General features: G+C 45.7%; 19 protein-coding genes. 8 read left to right on the top strand and 11 right to left on the bottom strand.

Annotated features, from left to right (window positions below; all coding sequences use genetic code 11):
* The first annotated feature begins 209 nt into the window (after positions 1-209).
* Positions 210-398, top strand: coding sequence for a hypothetical protein (locus tag H3S94_RS11400; protein WP_198231708.1), 189 nt, complete (start codon positions 210-212; stop codon positions 396-398).
* A 161-nt stretch (positions 399-559) separates the two neighbouring features.
* Here the strand turns inward: H3S94_RS11400 and H3S94_RS11395 are convergent, their stop codons facing one another.
* Positions 560-1,876, bottom strand: coding sequence for an NAD(P)H-dependent oxidoreductase (locus H3S94_RS11395; RefSeq protein WP_198231709.1), 1,317 nt, complete (start codon positions 1,874-1,876; stop codon positions 560-562).
* Between the two features lie 304 nt (positions 1,877-2,180).
* Here H3S94_RS11395 and H3S94_RS11390 point away from each other — a divergent pair, with 304 nt between their 5' ends.
* The 3 genes from H3S94_RS11390 to H3S94_RS11380 all read left to right on the top strand — a co-directional run bounded on the left by H3S94_RS11390 (position 2,181) and on the right by H3S94_RS11380 (position 4,737).
* Positions 2,181-2,654, top strand: a complete 474-nt coding sequence (locus H3S94_RS11390; protein WP_077993792.1) for a MaoC family dehydratase — start codon at positions 2,181-2,183, stop codon at positions 2,652-2,654.
* 839 nt (positions 2,655-3,493) lie between these two features.
* A complete protein-coding gene (gene rpsU, locus H3S94_RS11385; protein ID WP_077972783.1) occupies positions 3,494-3,721 on the top strand; it encodes a 30S ribosomal protein S21 in 228 nt (75 codons plus the stop codon).
* A 206-nt stretch (positions 3,722-3,927) separates the two neighbouring features.
* Positions 3,928-4,737: a tetratricopeptide repeat protein gene (locus H3S94_RS11380; protein ID WP_077993794.1), complete on the top strand. Its 810-nt coding sequence runs from the start codon at positions 3,928-3,930 to the stop codon at positions 4,735-4,737.
* Positions 4,738-4,913: 176 nt separating this feature from the next.
* Here H3S94_RS11380 and H3S94_RS11375 read toward each other — a convergent pair whose 3' ends face one another.
* The 3 genes from H3S94_RS11375 to H3S94_RS11365 form a co-directional block, all read right to left on the bottom strand.
* Entirely contained in the window at positions 4,914-6,002 is a 1,089-nt protein-coding gene (locus tag H3S94_RS11375; protein WP_077993796.1) for a hypothetical protein, read from the bottom strand.
* A 374-nt stretch (positions 6,003-6,376) separates the two neighbouring features.
* Positions 6,377-7,750 carry a glutamate--cysteine ligase gene (locus H3S94_RS11370; RefSeq protein ID WP_198241144.1) on the bottom strand — a complete coding sequence of 458 codons (1,374 nt, stop codon included), beginning with the start codon at positions 7,748-7,750 and terminating at the stop codon, positions 6,377-6,379.
* Positions 7,751-7,838: 88 nt separating this feature from the next.
* Positions 7,839-8,585, bottom strand: coding sequence for a 16S rRNA (uracil(1498)-N(3))-methyltransferase (locus H3S94_RS11365; protein ID WP_198241163.1), 747 nt, complete (start codon positions 8,583-8,585; stop codon positions 7,839-7,841).
* A 377-nt stretch (positions 8,586-8,962) separates the two neighbouring features.
* Here H3S94_RS11365 and H3S94_RS11360 point away from each other — a divergent pair, with 377 nt between their 5' ends.
* From H3S94_RS11360 to H3S94_RS11345, 4 genes are all read left to right on the top strand, one after another.
* Entirely contained in the window at positions 8,963-11,053 is a 2,091-nt protein-coding gene (locus tag H3S94_RS11360; protein WP_077993801.1) for an FUSC family protein, read from the top strand.
* Entirely contained in the window at positions 11,050-11,253 is a 204-nt protein-coding gene (locus tag H3S94_RS11355; RefSeq protein WP_077993803.1) for a DUF1656 domain-containing protein, read from the top strand. The genes H3S94_RS11360 and H3S94_RS11355 overlap by 4 nt, the downstream gene beginning before the upstream one ends.
* Positions 11,254-11,258: 5 nt before the next feature.
* Positions 11,259-12,134: an HlyD family secretion protein gene (locus H3S94_RS11350; RefSeq protein WP_077993805.1), complete on the top strand. Its 876-nt coding sequence runs from the start codon at positions 11,259-11,261 to the stop codon at positions 12,132-12,134.
* Between the two features lie 178 nt (positions 12,135-12,312).
* On the top strand, positions 12,313-12,456 hold the full coding sequence (locus H3S94_RS11345) for a hypothetical protein (protein WP_188318047.1): 144 nt from the start codon (positions 12,313-12,315) through the stop codon (positions 12,454-12,456).
* Between the two features lie 818 nt (positions 12,457-13,274).
* Here the strand turns inward: H3S94_RS11345 and H3S94_RS11340 are convergent.
* The 7 genes from H3S94_RS11340 to H3S94_RS11310 form a co-directional block, all read right to left on the bottom strand.
* A complete protein-coding gene (locus tag H3S94_RS11340) occupies positions 13,275-14,123 on the bottom strand; it encodes an aldo/keto reductase (protein WP_077993807.1) in 849 nt (282 codons plus the stop codon).
* Between the two features lie 366 nt (positions 14,124-14,489).
* Entirely contained in the window at positions 14,490-15,536 is a 1,047-nt protein-coding gene (locus H3S94_RS11335; protein WP_198241143.1) for an ABC transporter ATP-binding protein, read from the bottom strand.
* Positions 15,537-15,868: 332 nt separating this feature from the next.
* Complete coding sequence (locus H3S94_RS11330; RefSeq protein WP_198231711.1) at positions 15,869-16,552, bottom strand: MOSC domain-containing protein; 684 nt, start codon at positions 16,550-16,552, stop codon at positions 15,869-15,871.
* A 54-nt stretch (positions 16,553-16,606) separates the two neighbouring features.
* Positions 16,607-18,505: an AsmA family protein gene (locus H3S94_RS12130; protein ID WP_198241142.1), complete on the bottom strand. Its 1,899-nt coding sequence runs from the start codon at positions 18,503-18,505 to the stop codon at positions 16,607-16,609.
* 207 nt (positions 18,506-18,712) lie between these two features.
* On the bottom strand, positions 18,713-19,411 hold the full coding sequence (locus H3S94_RS11320; protein WP_198241141.1) for a polysaccharide deacetylase family protein: 699 nt from the start codon (positions 19,409-19,411) through the stop codon (positions 18,713-18,715).
* Between the two features lies 1 nt (position 19,412).
* The gene (locus H3S94_RS11315; protein WP_198241140.1) at positions 19,413-20,153 is read right to left on the bottom strand and encodes a glycosyltransferase family 25 protein; all 741 of its coding nucleotides are present in this window, start codon (positions 20,151-20,153) and stop codon (positions 19,413-19,415) included.
* A gap of 93 nt (positions 20,154-20,246) precedes the next feature.
* On the bottom strand, positions 20,247-20,873 hold the full coding sequence (locus H3S94_RS11310) for a glycosyltransferase family 29 protein (RefSeq protein WP_198241139.1): 627 nt from the start codon (positions 20,871-20,873) through the stop codon (positions 20,247-20,249).
* Between the last annotated feature and the right edge of the window lie 174 nt (positions 20,874-21,047).

Here is a 21,047-nt window from a genome sequence, read left to right as displayed (position 1 = left end):
ACATTTGCGCTTATAAATCGCGCTTATAAAATTGCGCTTAACTGTTTGTCTTGTTGTGTTTTTCTTGAAGTTTCCGCTCCAGCTTTTGACAGTAAAATCAATTGAACTGCGGGCGCGCGGCTTTCAACGATCACTCATTCTCTAGCCGGAACCACCGCTAATAGATGCGGGCGCTTCCAAAGAGGTAAAAGCTTGTTCTGCCATATCAGTTGAACCAGACTTTAGATAGTATTGATGCGCATTTTTCTGCGCGTTTCACCGCACGTTTCACTGCATATTTTGCTTCACGTTTTGCAGATCTGTTTTTGAAATTCGTCTGCCCTTATCCGGACGACATCCATAAAACATGTGACGTACCGGACTATGCAAAAGCCCCTCGCTACTGTGTCGAAGAATAAAAAATTCAACGAACGGGGGCTACCTTCTTTGCAAAACCGGCAATTTCAAAACTTTCCCGATCAATAAAGATTGCCATTGGAACGATGATGAGTAACTCATTCCCGATCAATAAAGATTGCAATAGGAACGATTATGAATGACCGGTTTCTAAAAATCCCGATCAGCCGTAAATGAGCTTATCCTGTTTTTTGCGTAGGCGTGCAATCCACTGGTTTTCATTGATCGACACATTTTTTGCAGTAATCAGCCCGTTTTTCTTGATCGGTGCGGTGACTGTTGCCCCTTCAAGCAAACCACAGGGAATTGCCTCGTTTTTCCTTGCATCTTCGACTGTCATATTCCATGCGCGATAGGTATAAAGTCCGATAAAATCGAGCTTGTCACCGGGTTTCAAATCTTTCTTGGCAACGGCGCATACTTCTGCAACAGGCCGATCGAGCGGGACCATATCGGCCTTTCTGTAGAGCATGACGCGTGCGCAGGTGAGCGGCACTTCCATAGCTGTAAGATGATAAGGGCGATGGAATGTAAAATAAGGCCCTTCACCGATTTTCAGGTCTTCCATACGTTCCCAAACACGCGGGTGGCGCATTTCTGCAACCACAAAAACCCCCGGTGAAACGCCCCGCCCGATCGAATAGTCGACAACGCCGGATTTTGACAAAACGCCACCATCTTTTTCAGGAACGAGCACCTTGTTCAGGCGGTCTATGTCGGCTTTCGGGCCATGCATTCCGGGACAATCGGGAACAAGGCCGGTTGCATTGGCAATCGCCGTCATTTCGACCATGGTTTTTGAACCATCAATGAATTCGACAAGCATACGCACATTCATATTGCGCCTTTTTGCTTCTTCTTCATAATGATCGGGGACTGCATCAAAATCGAGCGGGTTGTTTTTGCCTTTTCCGGCAGCAACAACATTGTGTCCGAGTGCTGAAACAAATTCGATCAGTTCCATGCAGGAAGATGGCTCGTCACCCGCACCGAGCGTGTAGATAAGGCCGCGTTTTTCGGCTTCATGTTTGAGATAGGGGCCAATCGTGACATCGGCTTCAACATTCATCATAACGAGGTGTTTGTTGTTTTGCAGCGTTTTATAGCCGATTTCGGCTCCCGCTTCAGGATAGCCTGTCGCATCGACAATAACATCGACAAGCTCGTTTTTCAGCAACATATCAAGATCGTCGGTGGCGGCGATTTTCCCTTGTTCGATTGCTGCTGTCATTTCCGACGCATTGGAAACTTCCTTTGCATGTCCTTGCTCGTCATAGGCAATTTTTGCCGCATCCATCACCCGTTCAGGTGTTCGTGTCGAAACGGCTGCAACCTCGATGCCATCCATATGGGCAACGCCTGTCAAAAGGTCGGTTCCCATTTCCCCGCAACCTACCAGCCCTATGCGGATAGGCTTGCCGCTTTCCTCACGTTTTTTAAGGTCGCGGGCCAAACCGATAAGAGCTACATTGCTTGTCATTTCAAAAAATTCTCCCGTAAAAAACGAACCATCACACCCCGATATAACTATTTCCGATATAGGGCTTTATCAGTCGTTCAACGCATAATCTTTTCTTCAAAGGTCTAATAACAACGATAGAGAATTGCAAGGCTCGTCATTGATCGCAAGCAAATAGAGGGATGACAAAACCGCCCGTTTTGAAAACAAAAATTTGCGCGAAATATATTTGACATATATAAGCACCGTGAGAACTTGAAAAAGAATGCGTCCATAACAATTCGGGCGCATAGCTGACGGAAGATATTGAACAAGGAAGAAGCTCATGCCCGGCAAAGTGACTGTTGATGATATTCCCGCTTCAATCGGCAAAGAGGTGGGCGTTTCGGATTGGCGTACTGTCACACAGGAAATGATTAACCAGTTTGCCGATGCGACCGACGACCATCAATGGATCCATGTTGACGAAAAACGCGCCAGCGAAACGCCTTTTGGCGGTACAATTGCCCATGGCTTTCTAACCCTTTCGCTTCTATCGACATTGGCCTATGAAGCCCTTCCGGAGCTTGAAGGCACAACAATGGGAATCAATTACGGTTTTGACAAAGTGCGCTTGATGAGCCCTGTCAAAACCGGTGCAAAGGTGCGTGCCCATTTTGTTTTGAGCGATGCGGAAATTCGCCCATCGGGAAGAATTGTTTTCCATTATGCTGTAACCCTTGAAATCGAAAATGTGAAAAAACCGGCTTTGACAGCCGACTGGATAACAATAGCCATGGTGCCGCCAAAGGCTTCATAAGCTTTATTGAAAAGGTTTCAGCTCTGAAATCCCGTGCGGCTGTTCTGCCAACTTTATTTCGGCATTTTTAAAAAAACCGGTTAAAAGACACCGGCCGTTTCCTTTTCATTTTGCCAAAATCGGTAGTTAACGGGGTCAAGTATCCGGACTTTGAAACAATAAAGGCCAAGCCCGCGCAAGCAAATGCCAAGTAACAAGGGGCAACCAGGAGAACAAGCCTTCGTCGGAAAGACTGGCAAAATAAAAGCCGTTTTGTGTACGGTTATTTTTTCCGATCAATAGACAGTATCTTTGACGATCAAAAGCAAATTTTGTGCAATATGCGTTTTATCGCTCTATTTCTTCGCTCTTGAAATAGGGGGCTTCACACTTGAAATACGGGGCTTCACACTTGAATTAAGGGGTTTCATACTTGAAACAGAGGGCACACCTTAAAAAAGATGAACTTAAAAAAACTGAACTCCCCCTATCTTCAATCTCCCCCTATCTTCAATAATGATGGAAATTCCAAAAATATCGAACAGGTGAGTCGGTTCTTGTTCTTTTACTTTTCCCGTTTGGTTTGAATTGCCGATATTTTATTAAAAAGAACCTTTGGAATTTCGATAACGATCTAAAAATTGTGGTTGTTTCGGCCTATTTTTGCCTTTTCTCTTCTTTACAGGCCGATAAAGGCCAAGCATTTTTTAAAAAACACAGCTTTTATAAAAGCAATATAGACAAGCACGCCTTTTATGTGGTATTGGCAGCCCAATCATTTGAAACCTTGGCCTTTATAGGTTAGGGATGTTTGGGATGTACCCATTTAACCGAGATAGTAAAACAAAGCAGGATTAAACGTGCAAGTACTCGTTCGCGATAACAATGTTGACCAGGCGCTCCGTGCGCTCAAAAAGAAAATGCAACGTGAAGGCATCTTCCGTGAAATGAAGATGCGCGGTCATTATGAAAAGCCATCGGAAAAGCGCGCCCGTGAAAAGGCCGAGGCTGTCCGTCGTGCCCGTAAGTTGGCACGCAAGCGCGCACAGCGTGAAGGCTTGGTGAGCGGCCGCGGTTCTGCCCACTAATATTCGGAATTTTGCCGGAATTCGGTTAGACTTGTAGGGTTTGCGCTCGCAAGGTTTAATATATTCAGGCAGAAGCCGGATTCTGCGAAGTCTAATTTCGCCTCATTCGAGTGGAGATGCAGAGCGCATTTCCACTTTTTTGTTATATAGTCTTGAAATATGTTGACGTGAAAATCGTAGAATCGTCTGTAACAGGATCGTGCCCGATGAAAAAATTGAAACTGTCCGCTTTCTTTCTTTTAGGTGCTGTTGTTTTGGCGGGGTGCAGCACGACCAATAGTGTGCTTGATCCTGAAGACGTTGCTCAAGGTTCGCACGAGAATATCTCCTCGCTTACAGCCGTTATTAAAGCCAATCCCCGTGACCCTGAAGGCTACAATGTACGCGGCTCGGCTTATGGACGTGCCGGACGCAGCAAGGAAGCGATTGCCGATTTTACGTCCGCTATAGCACTCGACCCCAATTTCTATAAAGCCTATGCCAATCGGGCTTTGATTTATCGTAATACAGGAAATATGTCGGCAGCTATTGCCGATTACAATCGCGCTTTGGCGATCAACCCGAATTATGATGTTGCATTGATCGGACGCGGCAATGTTTATCGTTTAAGTGGCAAGCTTGATCTGGCCTATAACGATTTCAACAGTGCTATTCAGGCTGGTACAACCGACGGGCGTGCGTGGCACAACCGTGCACTTATCGAACAGGCACGTGGTGACCAACAACAGGCTATCGCCGATTTCGGTGCTGCCATGTCGCGCCAACCCAATGCGCCTGCCCCTTATAATGGCCGTGGTCTTTCTTATGCTGCACTTGGCGATTGGGACAATGCGTTCGACGACTTTAATGCGGCTATTCGTCTTGACAGCAACATTGCCGAAAGCTGGTCAAATCAGGCAATGGTTTATGAACACCGTGGTGACAAGAAGAAAGCTTATGCTTCCTATACAAAGGCTGTCAGTATTGATCCGGGTTTCAAACCGGCAAAAGAAGGCCAAAGCCGTACCCGCGGCTAATCACCGCCCGCTTACCATATCAAACAGGTCTGTGGTTACATAAAATCGCAGGTGTTAAAAATCCAAAAGCCCGAACAGGATTTGTTGCGGGCTTTTGTTTATATTTGTAACCAAAATCTTCGCTTTTTGAACGATGCCGACCGTTTTACAAGCGGCATCAACAAAACGGAGTTTTCCTACATTCTGAACCGGAAAATCGCTGCAAGCGATTGGTGATTGGGAATATCGCTCTTGCGAACGGCAAGCACATGGCCGCCATTGGCAAGAACACGGCTTGCAATCTCGTCGACCACATTATAGGTATCCGGCCCCTCTTTACCGAAACTGACGGCTCCTGTTGTTTCATCAACAGTCCCGTGAACCATTTCGTCCATATCGGCAAGCAATGTATCAATCTGGCCGATGGTAGCCGCACGCGCTGCAAGCGCAATATCTGTTGTGGTACGCCCTTCGGCTGTCAGATGCTCGAACCGCGACCGGATATCGGCAACCTGGCGCTCGTAAAAACGGTCAAGAACGGGGCGCGCAAGATCGCCGATTTCTGTCGGGTTTGCCCGATCAAGTCCTGCATTGACAATTTCGCCGATAAGGTTGTTGCCACTATAAACCGAACGGAACGCATTAATCATTGCTTCATTTCCGCCAATAATCAAAGGAACATCCGGCCTCGTCAGATAACGACGCAAAGCTGAATCAATCAGACGGCAATATTGTGTCAACCGCACCGAACTATTGGAACTGATTCTCTCGTTACTGGTGCCAACAGCACTGTTGATGTCCTTGGGCATATCCGGCACTTTGACTTCAAATGGCTCGATATCACTTGCAATTTCGATAAGTCGGACTTTTGATTCTGCAATAACCACCACGTGAGCCGTATGGGCAAATGTAATCGAACGCAGAAGCGGACTAAGCATAAACCGGTCTGCAACTTCAACAAACGATTTCAAACGGTTTGCAAGACGGAATGTCCAGATACGATCAGGGGTGGCAAGAACCGCGAGACTGCGTGCCTGTTTCAGCCAGAAATCTTCATAATCGGAAAGGCCGGTCAACAGTGATTCCAAACTTGCCAAACGTCGCTTGTCCGTCAAGGATTGGGATTGTGCCAATGCTTCCTTTACCTGATTGGCATACTCAATTTTACTGGCACCAATTTCGGATGTAATAGGTGTTGTCGGCAAGTATATTGATACACATGCATCCGCCCTCACCGCTCGTAATTTGTTAAAATCCGTCATTGATGGAATATCGACATGCTGCATTGAGAAATCCCTTTCCTCTCTTGTTTATTCAATATTGATATGGGCATTCAATATGTCCAAAAACAAGACAAATCGGATTTAATTTTTCTATCATGCAAAAATATAGTTAAAAAGCCGCACCAATAACGCTTATTTCAAAAATGATAATGATTGAAAAAATAACGCTTCTATTTTTTACGATATTGTCGTGGCTGTCCAATCTGCCCGATAGCCTCTCTTCAGGTTGCCCTGTGCATGAAGAAGCGCTCTCTACCGTTAAATAACCGGTGAGGCACAGTTCCAATCAACCTTTTTGTTCTTGGTAGAAGCCCTATTCTTGGTGCACGCCTTTCAGCTTTATTCCTCAACCAAGCCTTAAACACAGGCTGCAAAGCCTAATAGGCATATTCCAGAAACACCGGATCGACAGAACCACCCCATACCGAATGGAATTTTGACAACAGACGTTCCGAATCACATTTCCCTGACAGCACAACCTCGAAAAGCGGATCAAGAAAACGCGTTTCATCATCGCCTTCGGCATTCAGCTTCTTCCGGTTGGCAAGGCCTTTGCGGGAAATATCCAGAGCCTGACGGGCAAGTTCGAGAATGGTGGCATTGCGGAATGGTGTTTTCAAACCTTTGACCGGTACATGGTTACGCATATCGAGAACTTCTTCAAAGCCCCAGTCTTTTGTCATTGCAAAAGCGTCTTCAAGTGCTTCCTCATCATAGAGCAAACCGACCCAGAAAGCTGGCAATGCGCAAATACGCCGCCACGGGCCGCCATCGGCACCACGCATTTCCAGAAAACGTTTGAGTCTTACTTCCGGAAATAATGTTGAAAGGTGATTGACCCAATCACCCATATTCGCACGATAATCGTCGATTTTGCCTTTCAAAGCACCATCCATAAATTGGCGGAATGTTATATTGGTGCAATCATGGTAATGCCCGTCGCGGACAATAAAATACATCGGCACATCCAATGCCCATGCGGCATAATCGGCAAAACCGAAATTTTCATTGAATACAAAGGGCAGAACCCCCGAACGCCGGTTATCGGTGTCGCGCCATATTTCCGAACGCCATGACATAAAACCGTTGGGTTTTTCTTCGGTGAAAGGTGATGTTGCAAAAAGCGCGGTGGCAATGGATTGCAATTTCATCGAAACCTGCATTTTCCGGCGCATATCGGTTTCCGATGAAAAATCGAGATTAACCTGAATTGTGCAGGTGCGATACATCATATCAAGACCATGCCGCCCGACTTTTGGCATATATTCTGTCATGATGTGGTAGCGGGATTTCGGCATTTGCGGTGTCTCATCAAGCTTCCATTTGGGGCTTCCGCCAAGGCCTAAAAAACCGATGCCGAGAGGCGCGGCAATTTCCTTGACCTGTGCAAGATGGGCGTTCACTTCGCGGCAAGTCTGATGAATTGTTTTAAGTGGAGCGCCCGAAAGTTCAAATTGTCCACCCGGTTCGAGTGAAATTGCGCCCGCTCCTGTCGGCTCAAGCAAACCGATAATTTTCCCTTCATCCAGTATCGGCTCCCAGCCAAGCATGGCTTGCATACCTTCAAGCAGTGCGCGGATACTTTTTTTCCCTTCATAAGGGACAGGGCGGTTACCTTCGACAAAAAACGGAAATTTTTCATGTTCTGTACCGATACGCCATTTATCGGGAGTTTTCGAGCCGCCAGCGAGATAGTTTACCAGATCGTCAAAACCGTTGATTGTTGTTTCATCTTCAATATCGCGCGCCATAACTCACAATTTCCAATTTGTCTTGATTTGTTTCATCATTGAACTGTTTTCATTGCTCTTTCAAGTACCGCCGGCCTCACATTCTGTTTTACCCGTCATCTCGCCAATCCCCCAAAGTCGCTTCAATAACGGCAAGCGCGGCGACAGCCGCAGTATCTGCCCGCAAAATTCTGGGGCCTAGAGGAATTGGATGAACAAACGAAAATTGCCTGAGTTCGGAACGCTCCTTGTCGCTGAAGCCACCTTCGGGACCGATAAGAACTCCAAGTGGAGCCGGTGTCATTTTTTTCAAGATTTCCAATGGATTTTGCGTATCAGCCGCTTCATCACAAAAGATCAGATGACGTTCCGGCTGCCAGTTTGCCAAAAGTTCTGCAAGCGAAACCGGAGATCGGCAGGAACTGATCGATAAAACCCCGCATTGCTCCGAGGCCTCGATAATATTGGCGCGCATACGCTCTTCATTCAACCTCGTTGCTTGAGTAAAATGTGTGATAACCGGTTGCAAAACCGATGCTCCCATTTCAACCGCTTTTTGCACCATATAATCCAGTCGGGCGTGTTTGAGCGGGGCGAAACAATAAACAAGATCGGAAGCGGGGGGTTGCTCTCTTTCTTTGGCGACAAGTTCCAGAACAACAGATTTTTTCTTCACTACGGCAATTTTTGCACGCCATTCGCCATCTTTGCCATTAAAAAGCAGAAGTTCATTGCCCTCCCTCATCCGCAAGACATTTTTAAGATAATGTGATTTATTTTCGTCAAGATCGAATTTTTCGTGAAATGACAAAGGTTCATGAACGAAAAGTCGTTGCAATTTATAATTGGCGCGCATTGCTTGAATCTTTCTCAAAAATGCTTTCGTGTTTTTTTAAATTCGGAACGACAATATCCGAATTGGCAAAGGTTTTGAACTTATTTGATTCTGCGCAAGGTTCGGATATTTTTATGCGTCTTGAAAGTTGTTTTCCAAAATTCAAGGCCAAGAATACCGTGTGCCTATCAACATTCGTAGTCACTTTTTACAGAAAGGTGACAAGTTTTACATAAAGGTGACTAGAAACTTTCTAAAAATAAAACTAAATATGAGAAGAAACTACCTTCTCTCAACGCTGTCAAATTGGTGATCTCGTAGGAAAGCAGCTTTATAGTGTTATTCCGGACAAAGGAGAACTCTCTTTTTGCCCGCTTATTGTGCTTATTTGAAAATATATGACTGTTAGCGTAAAACAACCGACTGTATGGGATGTCGTATTCTCGTTAAAAACTATCGCAGCCGCGGCTTTGGCTCTCTATATCGCCTTTTTGTGTGATCTTCCCAACCCCTATTGGACAATTACAGCCGTATATATTGTTGCCCACCCGCTATCGGGTGCTTTGACATCAAAAGCGTTCTACCGGCTTCTCGGCACTGCAATCGGCGGTATGGCAACAGTCATTATGTTACCGCAGCTTATTCCTTCGCCGGAACTCACAACTTTGGGGCTTGCCCTCTGGCTTGGCGGTTGTTTGTTTATCAGCGTATTGGATCGCAGCCCGCGCGCTTATGTTTCCATGCTTGCCGGCTATAGTGTCTGCATTATCGGTTTTATGATTGTTGACACACCGGAAACTGTTTTTGATTATTCGGCAAGTCGTGTTGAAGAAATCAGTGTCGGCATTATTTCTGCCGCGCTTGTCGGGCGCCTTGTTTTTCCCCGCCATGCCGGACCGGTTCTTGCCGATCGTATTGATAAATGGCTGAAAAACAGCGCCGACCTTGCAATTATGTATATTAAAGGGCAAGGCAAAAGCGAAGACGCATTGCAAAAGCGCCAACATCTGGCGATTGATGCTGTCGATTTGCGCGCTTTTACCACCCATGTCACTTACGACTCGTCGACATTGCCATCGACAGTGAATGCAATGCGTGTGTTACAAAGCCGCATGGTCTCGTTGCTGCCAATGGTGGCAAGCTGTAACGATCTCATCAACCAGCGCAACAAAATGCTCGACGAGCAATGTGGCGGCAAGAGCAACAACACCAAACTTGACGAACTTATCGCGGAAACATCTGCATGGTTACAAACCCATGAACCGATGAAGCCGGAAGGCATTGCCCGTATCAAAGCTTTAAAGCAATCCGTATTGGATGATATTGGCCGCTCGAAAGTGTGGCTTGATCTCGTTTCACGCAATCTGACATTGCGCCTTGTCGATATTATGGAAATCTATTCCGACTGTCTGCATTTGCGCAACGACATCGTCAACGGCACCCAACATAAATTGCGTTGGCACCGTTTCGATTTTTTAGGCGAAGTAAGGTCGATTCACTACGATTTCGGCATTGCGTTTCTTTCAGCTTTTTCTGCAATCCTTGCCATTTTTATTACTGTTACTTTGTGGCGTATGACAGAATGGACACAAGGCGCAACCGCTGCCATGATGACCGGTATTTTCAGCAGCCTTTTTGCAACGAAAGATGATCCTGTTCCTGCAATTCGCGGAATGCTCAAGCAAATTCTCATTGTTCTTGTTATCGCCTTTGTTCTTCAATTCGGTCTTTTACCGCTCGTTGACGGCTTTTTGCCGCTCATGCTCTGTCTGGCACTTGTGCTGATACCTGCCGGTATCATGATGGCCATCCCTTCAAAATTTGCCATGGGCATGACAATGGCAGTCAACCTGCCCAATCTGTTATTGCTGCAATCCCGCTTGAGTGGCGATTTTTATAATTTCATCAATATCAACACGGCAATGATTCTGGGAATTATTGTCGCTGCCGCAACAGCTTCCATTGTCCGTTCTGTCGGAGCCGAATGGAGTGCTTTTCGTCTCATTCGTGCAAGCTGGAACGACATTATCGAAGTTGCGGAAAGGCCTACCGACACCAAAGCCTATAACGAACTTTTGCACCGTATGCTTTACCGCTATGGATTGATTGCTCCCCGTTATGCCCTGATACCGATTCATTCACCCGTTCGCCAGACCGACATTCTCAAAGATGTGCGTGTCGGGCTTGATACGATTGAATTGCAACATCTCAAAGAATCACAAGGGCCGACCAATCGCCAAAATCTTGCCAATGTTCTGGAGGAACTGGCATTTTATTACCGTGTAAAAATCAACAGTACCGATGTGCCGGATGGCAAAGAATTGCTGGAAGCAATAGATACAACACTTGATTGGACGCTTGCTCTGCCTGATTCTGAAGATCACCAGAAAATCTCGTTTGCATTAACCGGTTTGCGGCAAAACCTCTTCAGTGATGCCGAACCTTACGAAGCAGTCTTGCCTCCAATTTTCAAAGGACATGACTCATGAACCCAGAGGTCGATATTTATGGTGTCTATATTCCGACAATCGGAATTCTGGCACTGGTCAGCTATTTTTTGAATGTTGGTCTCCAACGGTTCATCTTGCGTAAAGGGCTGGAGCGGTTCATCTGGCACCATGCGCTGTTTGCCGCAGCAACCTATTTCATCATTTTGAGTATTCTTTCTTTCATTGTAACTCGGATTTAACGGATATGAACAAGCTTATAGCCAATTCCGGTCGTATATTCTTCACCCTCGTCATGGCTCTGGTAGCCGGACTTCTTCTGTGGCAGCTATGGAACTACTACATGAATGACCCGTGGACGAGAGATGGCAAAATCAGTGCCGATGTTGTTCGTGTCGCACCTGATGTTTCCGGTTTTGTCACCGAAGTCCATGTGGTTGATAACCAACAAGTCAAACAGGGCGATGTTCTTTTCAAGATAGATCAGGCGCGTTTTACTCTGGCTCTGGAAGATGCTCAGGCTATGGTTGATAATGCCAAAGCCGCCCACGATCAGGCAAAACGCGATCTTGAACGCGACCAGAAACTTGATGACAAAACCATCACCCGCCAACAATTGGAAACGGCCGCTATGCAGGAATTGCAAACTGCCGCCACCTTGCGTAAGGCGATCGTCCAGCTCGATACAGCAAAGCTTGATCTTGAACGTTCGACCGTTCGTGCTGCTGTGAATGGCAAACTGACCAATTTTTCGCTTCAACCGGGAGAATATGTCACGCAAGGTAAGCCGGTTACGGCACTTGTTGACACCGATTCGTTTTATGCCTCCGGATATTTTGAAGAAAATAAACTCGACCGTATTCACATCGGTAGCCGGGCAACAATCCACATTATGGGTTCAAGTGCTGTGTTGACCGGTGTTGTTGAAGGGTTTGCTGCCGGCATCGAAGATCGTGAACGCACACAGACAACAAGCCTTCTTGCCAATGTTGCGCCAACATTCAACTGGGTGCGCCTTGCCCAGCGTATACCGGTTCGTATCAAGCTTGATCCGGTGCCTGATAACGTCCATCTTGTTTCCGGACGGACAGTCAGTGTAGCAATCGAAGAAAAGCAGCAATAACCGACTGATTTTGTCAGGTTTTTTTTCGTCACCAAACTGCAACAGATTTAACTTTTTTTTACTTTAATGCAGAAAAAGGGATCACAAAAAAGGGTTCGTTCATTGTCGAAAAATAAACTTCGCTATATGACAACACACAATTTGAGATTCAATAATAGCATTTGATCGGAGAGATAGAATGTCTGCCAAGAGAGCCACTCTGGTGACCGTCGCTGCTCTATTCACATTTATTCTTGTAGCTGCCGGAATCGGTTCGGTGGGTGCGGGAAATAACGAATTCATGAGTAAAGACGGTTATGGTGTCCATAGCTCGATGCACTAAATTTGGCCGGATTTCCTCGTCAGGAAAAAGCCGGTAACCGGAAACTTGAAAAAGGGGCCTTTTGGCCCCTTCTTTTTCATATATATCAGGCTTTATCTTCGCATTTGTCTTTGCGTATTGAAAAAATGCCGATGAGGACTGTCTTCAATCCCTATCCGGAATAATAAATCCCCCTTGATTGACAGACCTTGAGGCAGCGCCGCTCAAGCTTGAACCTGCTGGCAGGCAAACTTGAATGAACGGGAAAAATGATTCCGGCTTGTGCAGCTGAATGTTCAAATAGCGTTGTTTATATTTATGAGAGTTTTTTCAAAACCGCAGATAGAAGGCTCCCGCTTCTCCTCTTTCCGGTTACAGTTTTTCATCACAACGCTCTTCTGTCTCGTTACAAACCTATCACGCTTTTGAAATAGCATTTTGAATGCTGTGCCACTTTTCCAAAATCGTTTCAGGCTCGTCCACGGCTGCTTCAAGTTCATTTCCGCGTCACCGGAGCCAACCGGCAAAAGCGAGGAAAAGCCCCCCACAAAAGAAAAAAACTTCATGGATATTCAGCCGGAATAGCAATGTGTGGCTTAAGGTTTCCGGCTTTTGTGTTCGTTACTTCCCCTAATCGGAAAACCTAATGACGAACACGCATTCATAAACAGGAAGCCCTATTCAATTAAACTTTATAGTAAAAAACACTACGGATAAGGGCAAAACAATAGAAACAACAATATTTAAGCCCGTTAAACCCCGATAATAAAAGCGGCGCTGCAAAAAAAGCGGCACCACAATGAAGGCGCCACTTCGATAATATCGACACAGTCGAAATTTCAACCTTGAAATTCGGCCGGATTTGGTCCCAATCGGCCATCGACTTTGTCGAGAGCTGCAATTGCATCATGATTGGCAGCGGTAAGCGCAAAATCGAATATATTGAAATTCTCGGCCATACGTTCTTTAGAACGGGATTTCGGAATAGCGATTGTGCCCATTTCCATATGCCAGCGCAAAATGATTTGTGCGACTGTTTTATGATGTTCTGCCGCAATCTTTTTCAACACCGGATCATCAAGAAATTGCCCACGACCGAGAGGAGCCCATGCCTCTGTCAATATGTTATTCTTGTCGTGGAATATGCGTAATTGCTTTTGTTGAAAATGCGGGTGCAGTTCCACCTGATTGACCGCAGGAGCAACGCCGGTTTCCTTGATAAGCCGCTCAAGATCGACAATGCGGAAATTGCAAACACCGATTGAACGAACGCGGTTTTCCTGCTTGAGCCTGATGAGAGCTTTCCACGTTTCCACAAAAAGATCGCGTGCCGGAACCGGCCAATGAATAAGATAAAGGTCAATAGCGCTTACGCGCAAGCGCTTTGCGCTTTCCTCAAAAGCCTGCATCGTCTTGTCATAGCCCTGATCGGTATTCCAGACTTTGGTGGCAAGAAAAATGTTCTTCCGCTCGATACCCGACGCGGCAACGCCAAGGCCGACACCTTCTTCATTGTCATAAGCTTTGGCTGTGTCAATGTGTCGATAGCCGGTCGAAATCGCTTGTTTGACAGCGTTTTCGGTCTCATCTTCCGCTATTTTCCAAACACCGAAGCCCAATTGCGGAATGAACAAGCCGTCATTCATCTTAAGCAAGGGAACCGATTTTTTTTGTGAAAGTTCTGGCATCTATTCTCCTTGATAATCCATTAAAAAATAAATTGTTTCTTCTCCGGCTTTAGCGGACAAGCTTATAACCCGACATGTTATCAAAATATCATGTATAAAGATGATATTCCAAATCAAGTTCAACTTTTTCCATGATGCGCTTCAACAGGATTGAATGTCAATCAACTACATGGTTTCCGGTGTGTCAAAAAAAGTTTAAAACCGATTTTTTCAAGTAATATATTCGATTTCAATCGTTTATTTTTACGCATAACAAGTGTTTTTCGGTTTTAAATTATTTTTTAAATAAAAACCGGAGAGATTGATAAAATCAAGTCTATCCGGTTTTGGAGAGTTATTTTTCAAGGTGTGGCTGTAAAATGTTGTTCAATTGCGAAATAACCAGACATCTTCCGGTTTGATAATAATATAAACTTCACCTGTTTCAAGTTTTTCCGGACCGCTCGCCTTCAATTCCAACGCCCCGTAATGAAGACGGTATTCCCAACGGTCGCCAAGATAAAGGCTGGCATCAAGATGCATCGGTATTGCTTCCGGAACCGGTTGTTGGCTGACCTTGATATGTTCAAGGCGAATAACAGCTTTGACAGCCTCTCCTATCTTCGCATCTTCGCCTTCCCGCAACATTCCGGTCAAAGACCAGTTTTCAGCGCCGAAAGTGATGAACGCACCGTCTTTTTGCAATATTTGTCCGTGAGCGATGTTGTTGGCGCCAAGAAATTCTGCAGCATAAAAGCAATTCGGATTGGAATAAATTTCAATCGGGCTACCATGTTGGACAATCCGACCATTTTGTGACAAAAGAATACGGTCAGCCGCCGCAAGAGCTTCTGTCTGGTCATGGGTCACCAGAATTGCACATATATCAAGTTCAAGAATGAGCTTTCTTATCCAATAGCGTGCTTCTTCACGCAATTTCGCGTCAAGATTGGACAATGGCTCATCAAGCAACAAGACACGCGGTTCATAGACCACTGCCCTGCAAATTGAAACACGTTGCTGTTGTCCTCCGGAAAGCTCGCTTGGATAACGGTCGGCGAGATGGGAAAGCCCCATTGTTTCAAGAATCCGGTCAACGCGGTTTTTTATCTCGGCGGCTCCAACATGACGTAATTTCAAACCATAGGCGACATTTTCACGCACTGTGCGATGCGGCCATAAAGCGTAGGACTGGAAAACAAGCCCGATGTCGCGTTGTTCGGGAGGAAGCTGGATATTGGCTTCACTGTCACGGGCAATTTTATTGCCGATTGTGATGCGCCCGACTTCCGGATTTTCAAGTCCGGCTATCGAGCGCAGAAAGGTTGTTTTTCCGGAACCGCCGAGCAGAGCGACGATCGAGCCACGTTCGGCAGTAAAATTGACCCCTTTCAATATTTGCAAACCACCAAGCCACTTTTCAGGCAAAATCATTTATCCGGTTGCGACCGGGAGCCGATACCAAGGTTGATATAAAAGCCACCAAAAATGGCACGCGCCAATGTTTCGGGAAAGATCTTTATAGGTTTCAGGAAGTATCTTAATAGGTTTCTTGAAGGCTCTTTATGGCAATTATCAAATTTCCCGTCGTGCCGGTGATTCCCCACAGTGCGGTGACAACAACTTTTATGCACACCGGATTTCTTAAAACCGGTTTGCCGTGACAAAGCGTTAAAGCCTGAACCAAACAACAATTTATTTAAGAAATTTTGGAAACCTGCCGCCCAAGACTTAACCGAGCTTTGTCAAAAGCCCGAATGAGCGTCTCATGCCACACCGTTCAATCTTTTCGTCCAATCTTCTATCTCGTGGCTATCCAACCGCTTTTGTGCAAGCAAACGCCAGCTCGGAGATAATTCGTTCAGTGAAGCAATATGCGACAATTCTTCATAGTCATTTTTTGTCACATAAAAAGCCTTCCATATGCGATGGATAGTCCACATTTCATGGCATCTCTCGATCAATTCGAGTTCGTCACTTGCAGAAACTTCCCCCTCTTGCAAAACGCGGTAATACCAACCTGTTCGCCCGCTATTTTGCGTCCTTAACGCCATATCCGGAACACCGAATCTGACATTGAGCCGGAAACAGGGTTGTCTGCCTTGCGAAACTTCGATAATTGCCTTGCCTAACCGGAATATATCCCCGACAGCGATATTTTTTTCACTCAAGCTTGAGGTTGAAAGATTTTCTCCAAAGGCAGTCGGCGTATCAAACACCTCTTTATGCCCCAGCTCTTTTTTCCAGAAAGCATAATGGTCAAAATCATAATGGTGGACCGCCTTTTCCGGCCCGCCATGATGTTTCTTGTCTGCCTGCTCGTCACCGATAAAACCGGTTTTGGTGAGCAAAAGCGGCCGATCGACCGGTTTTTTATCAATTCCGCTTTTCAAGTTTGCAGACCCGATCGTTTTTATCGGTCCAATCGACAGTGCCAGGAGTTTTACCATTTGTTTTAAAACCGATGCTAACGGACACACCGGTTTATTCCGTTCCTATTGCCTTTAATCCTGTTTTTCTTCTTTCATATTATTGCGTTCAAGGTCAATGGCACTATAGGGAAATTGACTGGCAGACAATGAAAACATCAATGGTTTGACAAGACTGTTGGAAACACATTCGACATCGGGGCAGACTTTATCCGACCGCGGAACTTTTTTAAGCACTGAATCAAGCTTGACTTCATAGCCATGGTTCTTACCGTCTTTCATTTGAAGATCGGCAGTGCCTTTCATAAGAAGTCGCCAATTTCCCATGTAGATGGTTGATTTATCAATCACAAGATTTTCGTCGGTGATGGTTGTTTCAATATCCCATTTATCAAAATCGGTTGACGCATGATCGCTTTTTTCTGCCCATGCTTTTTCACCGCCACTCAAGGCAAAACGCAATTTGTCAATGTCATAGCCTTTGAAACTGCCCGACGACATATTCAATGTCAAATGCCCCTGCATTCCGGATATAACTTCCGACCACCGGCTGAAAGGCGCATGCATGGTCAAAATAAGACCGGCTTTTGCATGAACAAAATCGGGATAGTGGAAAGCCCGCGCGATTGATGGCAAATCGACAGAACTTGCAGAAATGCGGCCTTCTATATTGGCTTTATCATTGTCGCGGGCAATCTGTATATTGGATTGAATAGCACCACCAAAAGCATTGGCATTGCCAAGATCGAAAATGCCTCTACCATTTCTGATCTGGACGGCAGCAGCAAGATTATTGAGGGTGACGTTTTGAAGCTTGGCTTCCGGTGCCGACATGCGGATGTCAAGCCCGATCATGTCGAAAACCGAAAGATCAAGAAACTGATTTTTTTCCTCGTCCGGAAAAAATGTAGCAACCAATGTGTCAAGATCGAGCCTGTCAAAAGCAAGCGACCCGCTGATGACCGGCAAATCATCCTGATAGCCGGTCGCAAGTGCACCGCGAGCATTATCATTTCCAAGTTTGAAATTGATATTGTTAAACTGCATATGACCGGGTTGAGCGGAAAAATCCGACTCCCAGACAACCGGCGCTTTCAATCCTTGTCCGGGTAGATCGTGATAACCAAGCCACTCCATCGTCCTGTTCCAACCCGGTGAACGGGCCGAGAGCCGCCCGTCAAAAATATAGCTGTCGGAAAGTCGCCCCTTTCCTTCAAAAGTAATACCGCCGCTCAAAGAATTGAGACTGGCTCTTACATCACTCGTTCCACCTGAAAACAGGATCAGCGCTTGCATTGCATCAATACGCAAATCGGTTGCTTTGCCATGCCACGTTGCATTGGCACGGAAACTTGCCGCTCTTGTCGATTCCGGCCATTCAAGAACCGCATTCAGTGCCGTAATTTTTTCCGCCATCCCTCCCATATTCTTGCGATAGAGAAGCTCGCCATTGTCAATCACAATACGCCCAAAAGGCTGGTTGAGAAGGCGTGTTGTATCCGGATGGTCGGGGTTCTTTTTAACAATGTCACGAGCCTCGCGAACAGCCGAACCGAAACTGCCTTGCGAACGGGAAAGAGTGTCAAAAAAATCCGCAACCGTTTTGACCGGTTCTTCCATAACAAAATGCGGGTTAATGATACGTGTTTGCGAAAATGTAATATGTCCTAACAGCGCATCGATCAGTGACAAGTCGACTTCAATGCGTTCGGCTTCCATCAGCGGAGCGGCCTCATCATTCATCGGAGTGAGTGTTACGCCCGACAATGAAGCCTTCGGATAAGGGAAAAGGTCAAGATGAGGAGCTTCCCGCAATTGCACGTTGTAGCCCGTCCATGCGCTCAAATCCTGCGCAAGGCGGATGCGGATCGCATCTGTCGAAACAAGAACCGGCAATAGCAGGAAAATCGCCGCAACGATCATTCCCGCCACCAACACCAGCACCCCGACATATTTTAAAATTTTCTTGTGCACCTCGTCCCTTTACTTTTTATTAACCATAAATGATTAAAACCGAATTACATTTCGGCTTCCAGTGAAAAGCTTGTTTCTGAAATGCCCTTGTTTAAATTTTTGCCGGGTCCATTCGCCCGGCATTTTTTTAAATGAATTTTAATCGCACGACAATGCAATTGGTAAAAAAACGTGATTTATGCCCCGTTTAGCGCAATAAACATTTGGTTAGCGCAATAGACATTTGGCCAAAAAATGCAAAATTGTGTCATTGCGGCGAATACTGTGTCTGGGCAATTCAAAGTCCCCCTCGTTCCCATGCGCACGTGATTTGACAGTTGTAACAGCAAAACTGTAGCCGGCATTTTTTACAATTGACTGAATTGCTTCATTTTCGTCGCCGAACGGATAGGCAAAAGATATGATTGACGTGCCAAGTTCTTCTTCGAGTTGGCGTTTGTTTTCAGTTATCTGGTGTTTTGCCTCTTCAAGCGGAATATCTTTCAAATGCAAATGGTCGAGCGTGTGGCCACCGACTTCATGCCCGTGAGCTGCCCAATCTCTCATTTCGTCGAATGTCATTATTTTGTCGCGCTGTGAACGTTCATTGTCCCAAGAATTGTCTAGCCCCATACGCGAAGAGACAAAAAAATTGGTTGCACTGAACCCCAATTCATCAAGAACCGGCATAGCATCCTGATAAACAGATAGAAAACCGTCGTCGAAAGTTATCGTTGCCACTTTTCCCTTTTTCTGGCCCCGAATATAAGGCATTGCCTCTTTGAGTGACAATCCTTGAAAACCGATACGTTTCAGAACATGCATCTGTCTGGTGAATTTTTCGACCGTAACATAATTGGAGCGACCGGGAATGCCTGCCTTGGGGGGCGTGCCTATATGATGATAAAGAAGTATGGGAACAGCCATATCAACCTTCCTGACGTTTCGATAGAACCTTTATGCGATGCCGATAGAGCGGACGGGCCAGTTCCCGATAAAGGCGGGCGAAAAAGGAATGTTTACTTTTGATCGTCGAGCCGCCGAGTTCGGCAGAAATCTCGCGAACCACCGGAGGTAGAACAACCTCCGGATGGACGCCGGTTTTCCAGTATAATTGTTCGGTCGTATCAACCGGACGATCGAATGTGGCTGTCGCATCAAGTAGTTTTCGGGCAGCGTTCCGGCCTACCAGTTGGGCAACCTGCCCCAAACCGATTTCTGTTGGCCTGATAAGTTTAATATCGCCTTTTTCGGCAATTATTTTGCCTGTTTCACGCACGCGAAAAGGAAAACGGATGAAACTTTCTTCATTGGCTTTCTGAACAGCAAAACGGAAAACTTCCTCAAATCGCTCCTCCAGTGCAACATCGTCTTCAATGATAAATCCCGCGTCCATGCCATCGTCGACAATTTTTTGCCAGGCACGCCGGTGGGATAAAAAACATGCAATTTCGTTTTTTGACAATGTGAAAGGATAAAAAGGGCGATAGAGTTTTTTTCTAAAAAAATGAAAAATTGTCTTGTCATCAAGGTCAAGACTATCAACCGCCTTCAAAACTATAGCAGGACATGGCAGAAGTCTTTCCAGCAACTCGACTTGTATTTGCCTCTCATCCGCCCGATCGAGATGGATAATCAGTGCTTTAATGGTTTTTAGTGAACCGCTCATATTCGACCCGGAGTTTGAAAACAGGCTTTTTCAAAAGCCTGTCATGCATAATAAGGGCGAACAGAAAAGTAAACAATGACGAAAATGATGCCATTATTGAAGGAAATGGCATGTTCCCTCATCTATGCGCTCACGCACCCATTTTTCTTCTGTTGACCAGGCATGATGTTTCCAACCCTTCCAGGTAAAACCGCAGATGTAAATTTCCCATTCCGCCAAATCGAACTGTTTCAAACAATCCCAAATGCCGAGATAGCCGGTCGACGGGAACCATTCCTTGAGTTTATTACCTTCAATGCCGATTTCAGCACAAGCTTCAAGATAAAACTGCGCGGATTTTATAACCACATCCTTGCTCGCCTCGCCAAAAACTTTGATAGCTTTGTCGGTCCAATCAAGCCTTCGATGTTTTAACAATCGCGAGCTCAGGCGGGGACGTGCAAAATAAGTCTTCATAATATAGGGATGATAGACCAGTGTAATGAGCTCGGCCTGTTTAAAAAATTTGTATTCCAGAAACGAATGATCTTTAAGTTTCTGCTGCATTGGCTTACCGGAGTTGCACATCATCAGACAACTGGTTTTAGTACCACTCCAGCCATCAAGCAATCTGGGACGATTGAAGCGCAAAACATAGTCTGCGCTATCTATCTCTTCCGACAAATCCCTTGGTAAATCAGCATTTCCAACAACGATGAGTCGTCTTTTTTGAGTTCCCATAAAACCATTCCCAAGTTTGACGCTTCACGTCCCCGCGCTTTTAAATGACCGCATACAAGCGGTAATTTACTGTGTTAAATGGCAGAATAATAGAAATTTAATTGTCGGACGCAAGAACTATTCGCCAATATTTTAAGAGAATTTTACACTATGTTGCTTCTGCACCTTTTTTTT

The sequence above is a fragment of the Bartonella sp. B10834G3 genome, from assembly GCF_016102505.1.
Classification (GTDB): domain Bacteria; phylum Pseudomonadota; class Alphaproteobacteria; order Rhizobiales; family Rhizobiaceae; genus Bartonella; species Bartonella choladocola.
The sequence above is the reverse complement of the archived record's forward strand: the minus strand, read 5'-3'. Positions and strand labels throughout refer to the sequence as shown.

What these genes read in the sequence shown, in the direction of transcription:
- H3S94_RS11395 (WP_198231709.1), bottom strand. Translation starts at nt 1,876, where the DNA reads ATGACAAGCAATGTAGCTCTTATCGGTTTGGCCCGCGACCTTAAAAAA.
- H3S94_RS11390 (WP_077993792.1), top strand. Translation starts at nt 2,181, where the DNA reads ATGCCCGGCAAAGTGACTGTTGATGATATTCCCGCTTCAATCGGCAAA.
- H3S94_RS11380 (WP_077993794.1), top strand. Translation starts at nt 3,928, where the DNA reads ATGAAAAAATTGAAACTGTCCGCTTTCTTTCTTTTAGGTGCTGTTGTT.
- H3S94_RS11375 (WP_077993796.1), bottom strand. Translation starts at nt 6,002, where the DNA reads ATGCAGCATGTCGATATTCCATCAATGACGGATTTTAACAAATTACGA.
- H3S94_RS11370 (WP_198241144.1), bottom strand. Translation starts at nt 7,750, where the DNA reads ATGGCGCGCGATATTGAAGATGAAACAACAATCAACGGTTTTGACGAT.
- H3S94_RS11365 (WP_198241163.1), bottom strand. Translation starts at nt 8,585, where the DNA reads ATGCGCGCCAATTATAAATTGCAACGACTTTTCGTTCATGAACCTTTG.
- H3S94_RS11360 (WP_077993801.1), top strand. Translation starts at nt 8,963, where the DNA reads ATGACTGTTAGCGTAAAACAACCGACTGTATGGGATGTCGTATTCTCG.
- H3S94_RS11355 (WP_077993803.1), top strand. Translation starts at nt 11,050, where the DNA reads ATGAACCCAGAGGTCGATATTTATGGTGTCTATATTCCGACAATCGGA.
- H3S94_RS11350 (WP_077993805.1), top strand. Translation starts at nt 11,259, where the DNA reads ATGAACAAGCTTATAGCCAATTCCGGTCGTATATTCTTCACCCTCGTC.
- H3S94_RS11345 (WP_188318047.1), top strand. Translation starts at nt 12,313, where the DNA reads ATGTCTGCCAAGAGAGCCACTCTGGTGACCGTCGCTGCTCTATTCACA.
- H3S94_RS11340 (WP_077993807.1), bottom strand. Translation starts at nt 14,123, where the DNA reads ATGCCAGAACTTTCACAAAAAAAATCGGTTCCCTTGCTTAAGATGAAT.
- H3S94_RS11335 (WP_198241143.1), bottom strand. Translation starts at nt 15,536, where the DNA reads ATGATTTTGCCTGAAAAGTGGCTTGGTGGTTTGCAAATATTGAAAGGG.
- H3S94_RS11330 (WP_198231711.1), bottom strand. Translation starts at nt 16,552, where the DNA reads ATGGTAAAACTCCTGGCACTGTCGATTGGACCGATAAAAACGATCGGG.
- H3S94_RS11320 (WP_198241141.1), bottom strand. Translation starts at nt 19,411, where the DNA reads ATGGCTGTTCCCATACTTCTTTATCATCATATAGGCACGCCCCCCAAG.
- H3S94_RS11315 (WP_198241140.1), bottom strand. Translation starts at nt 20,153, where the DNA reads ATGAGCGGTTCACTAAAAACCATTAAAGCACTGATTATCCATCTCGAT.
- H3S94_RS11310 (WP_198241139.1), bottom strand. Translation starts at nt 20,873, where the DNA reads ATGGGAACTCAAAAAAGACGACTCATCGTTGTTGGAAATGCTGATTTA.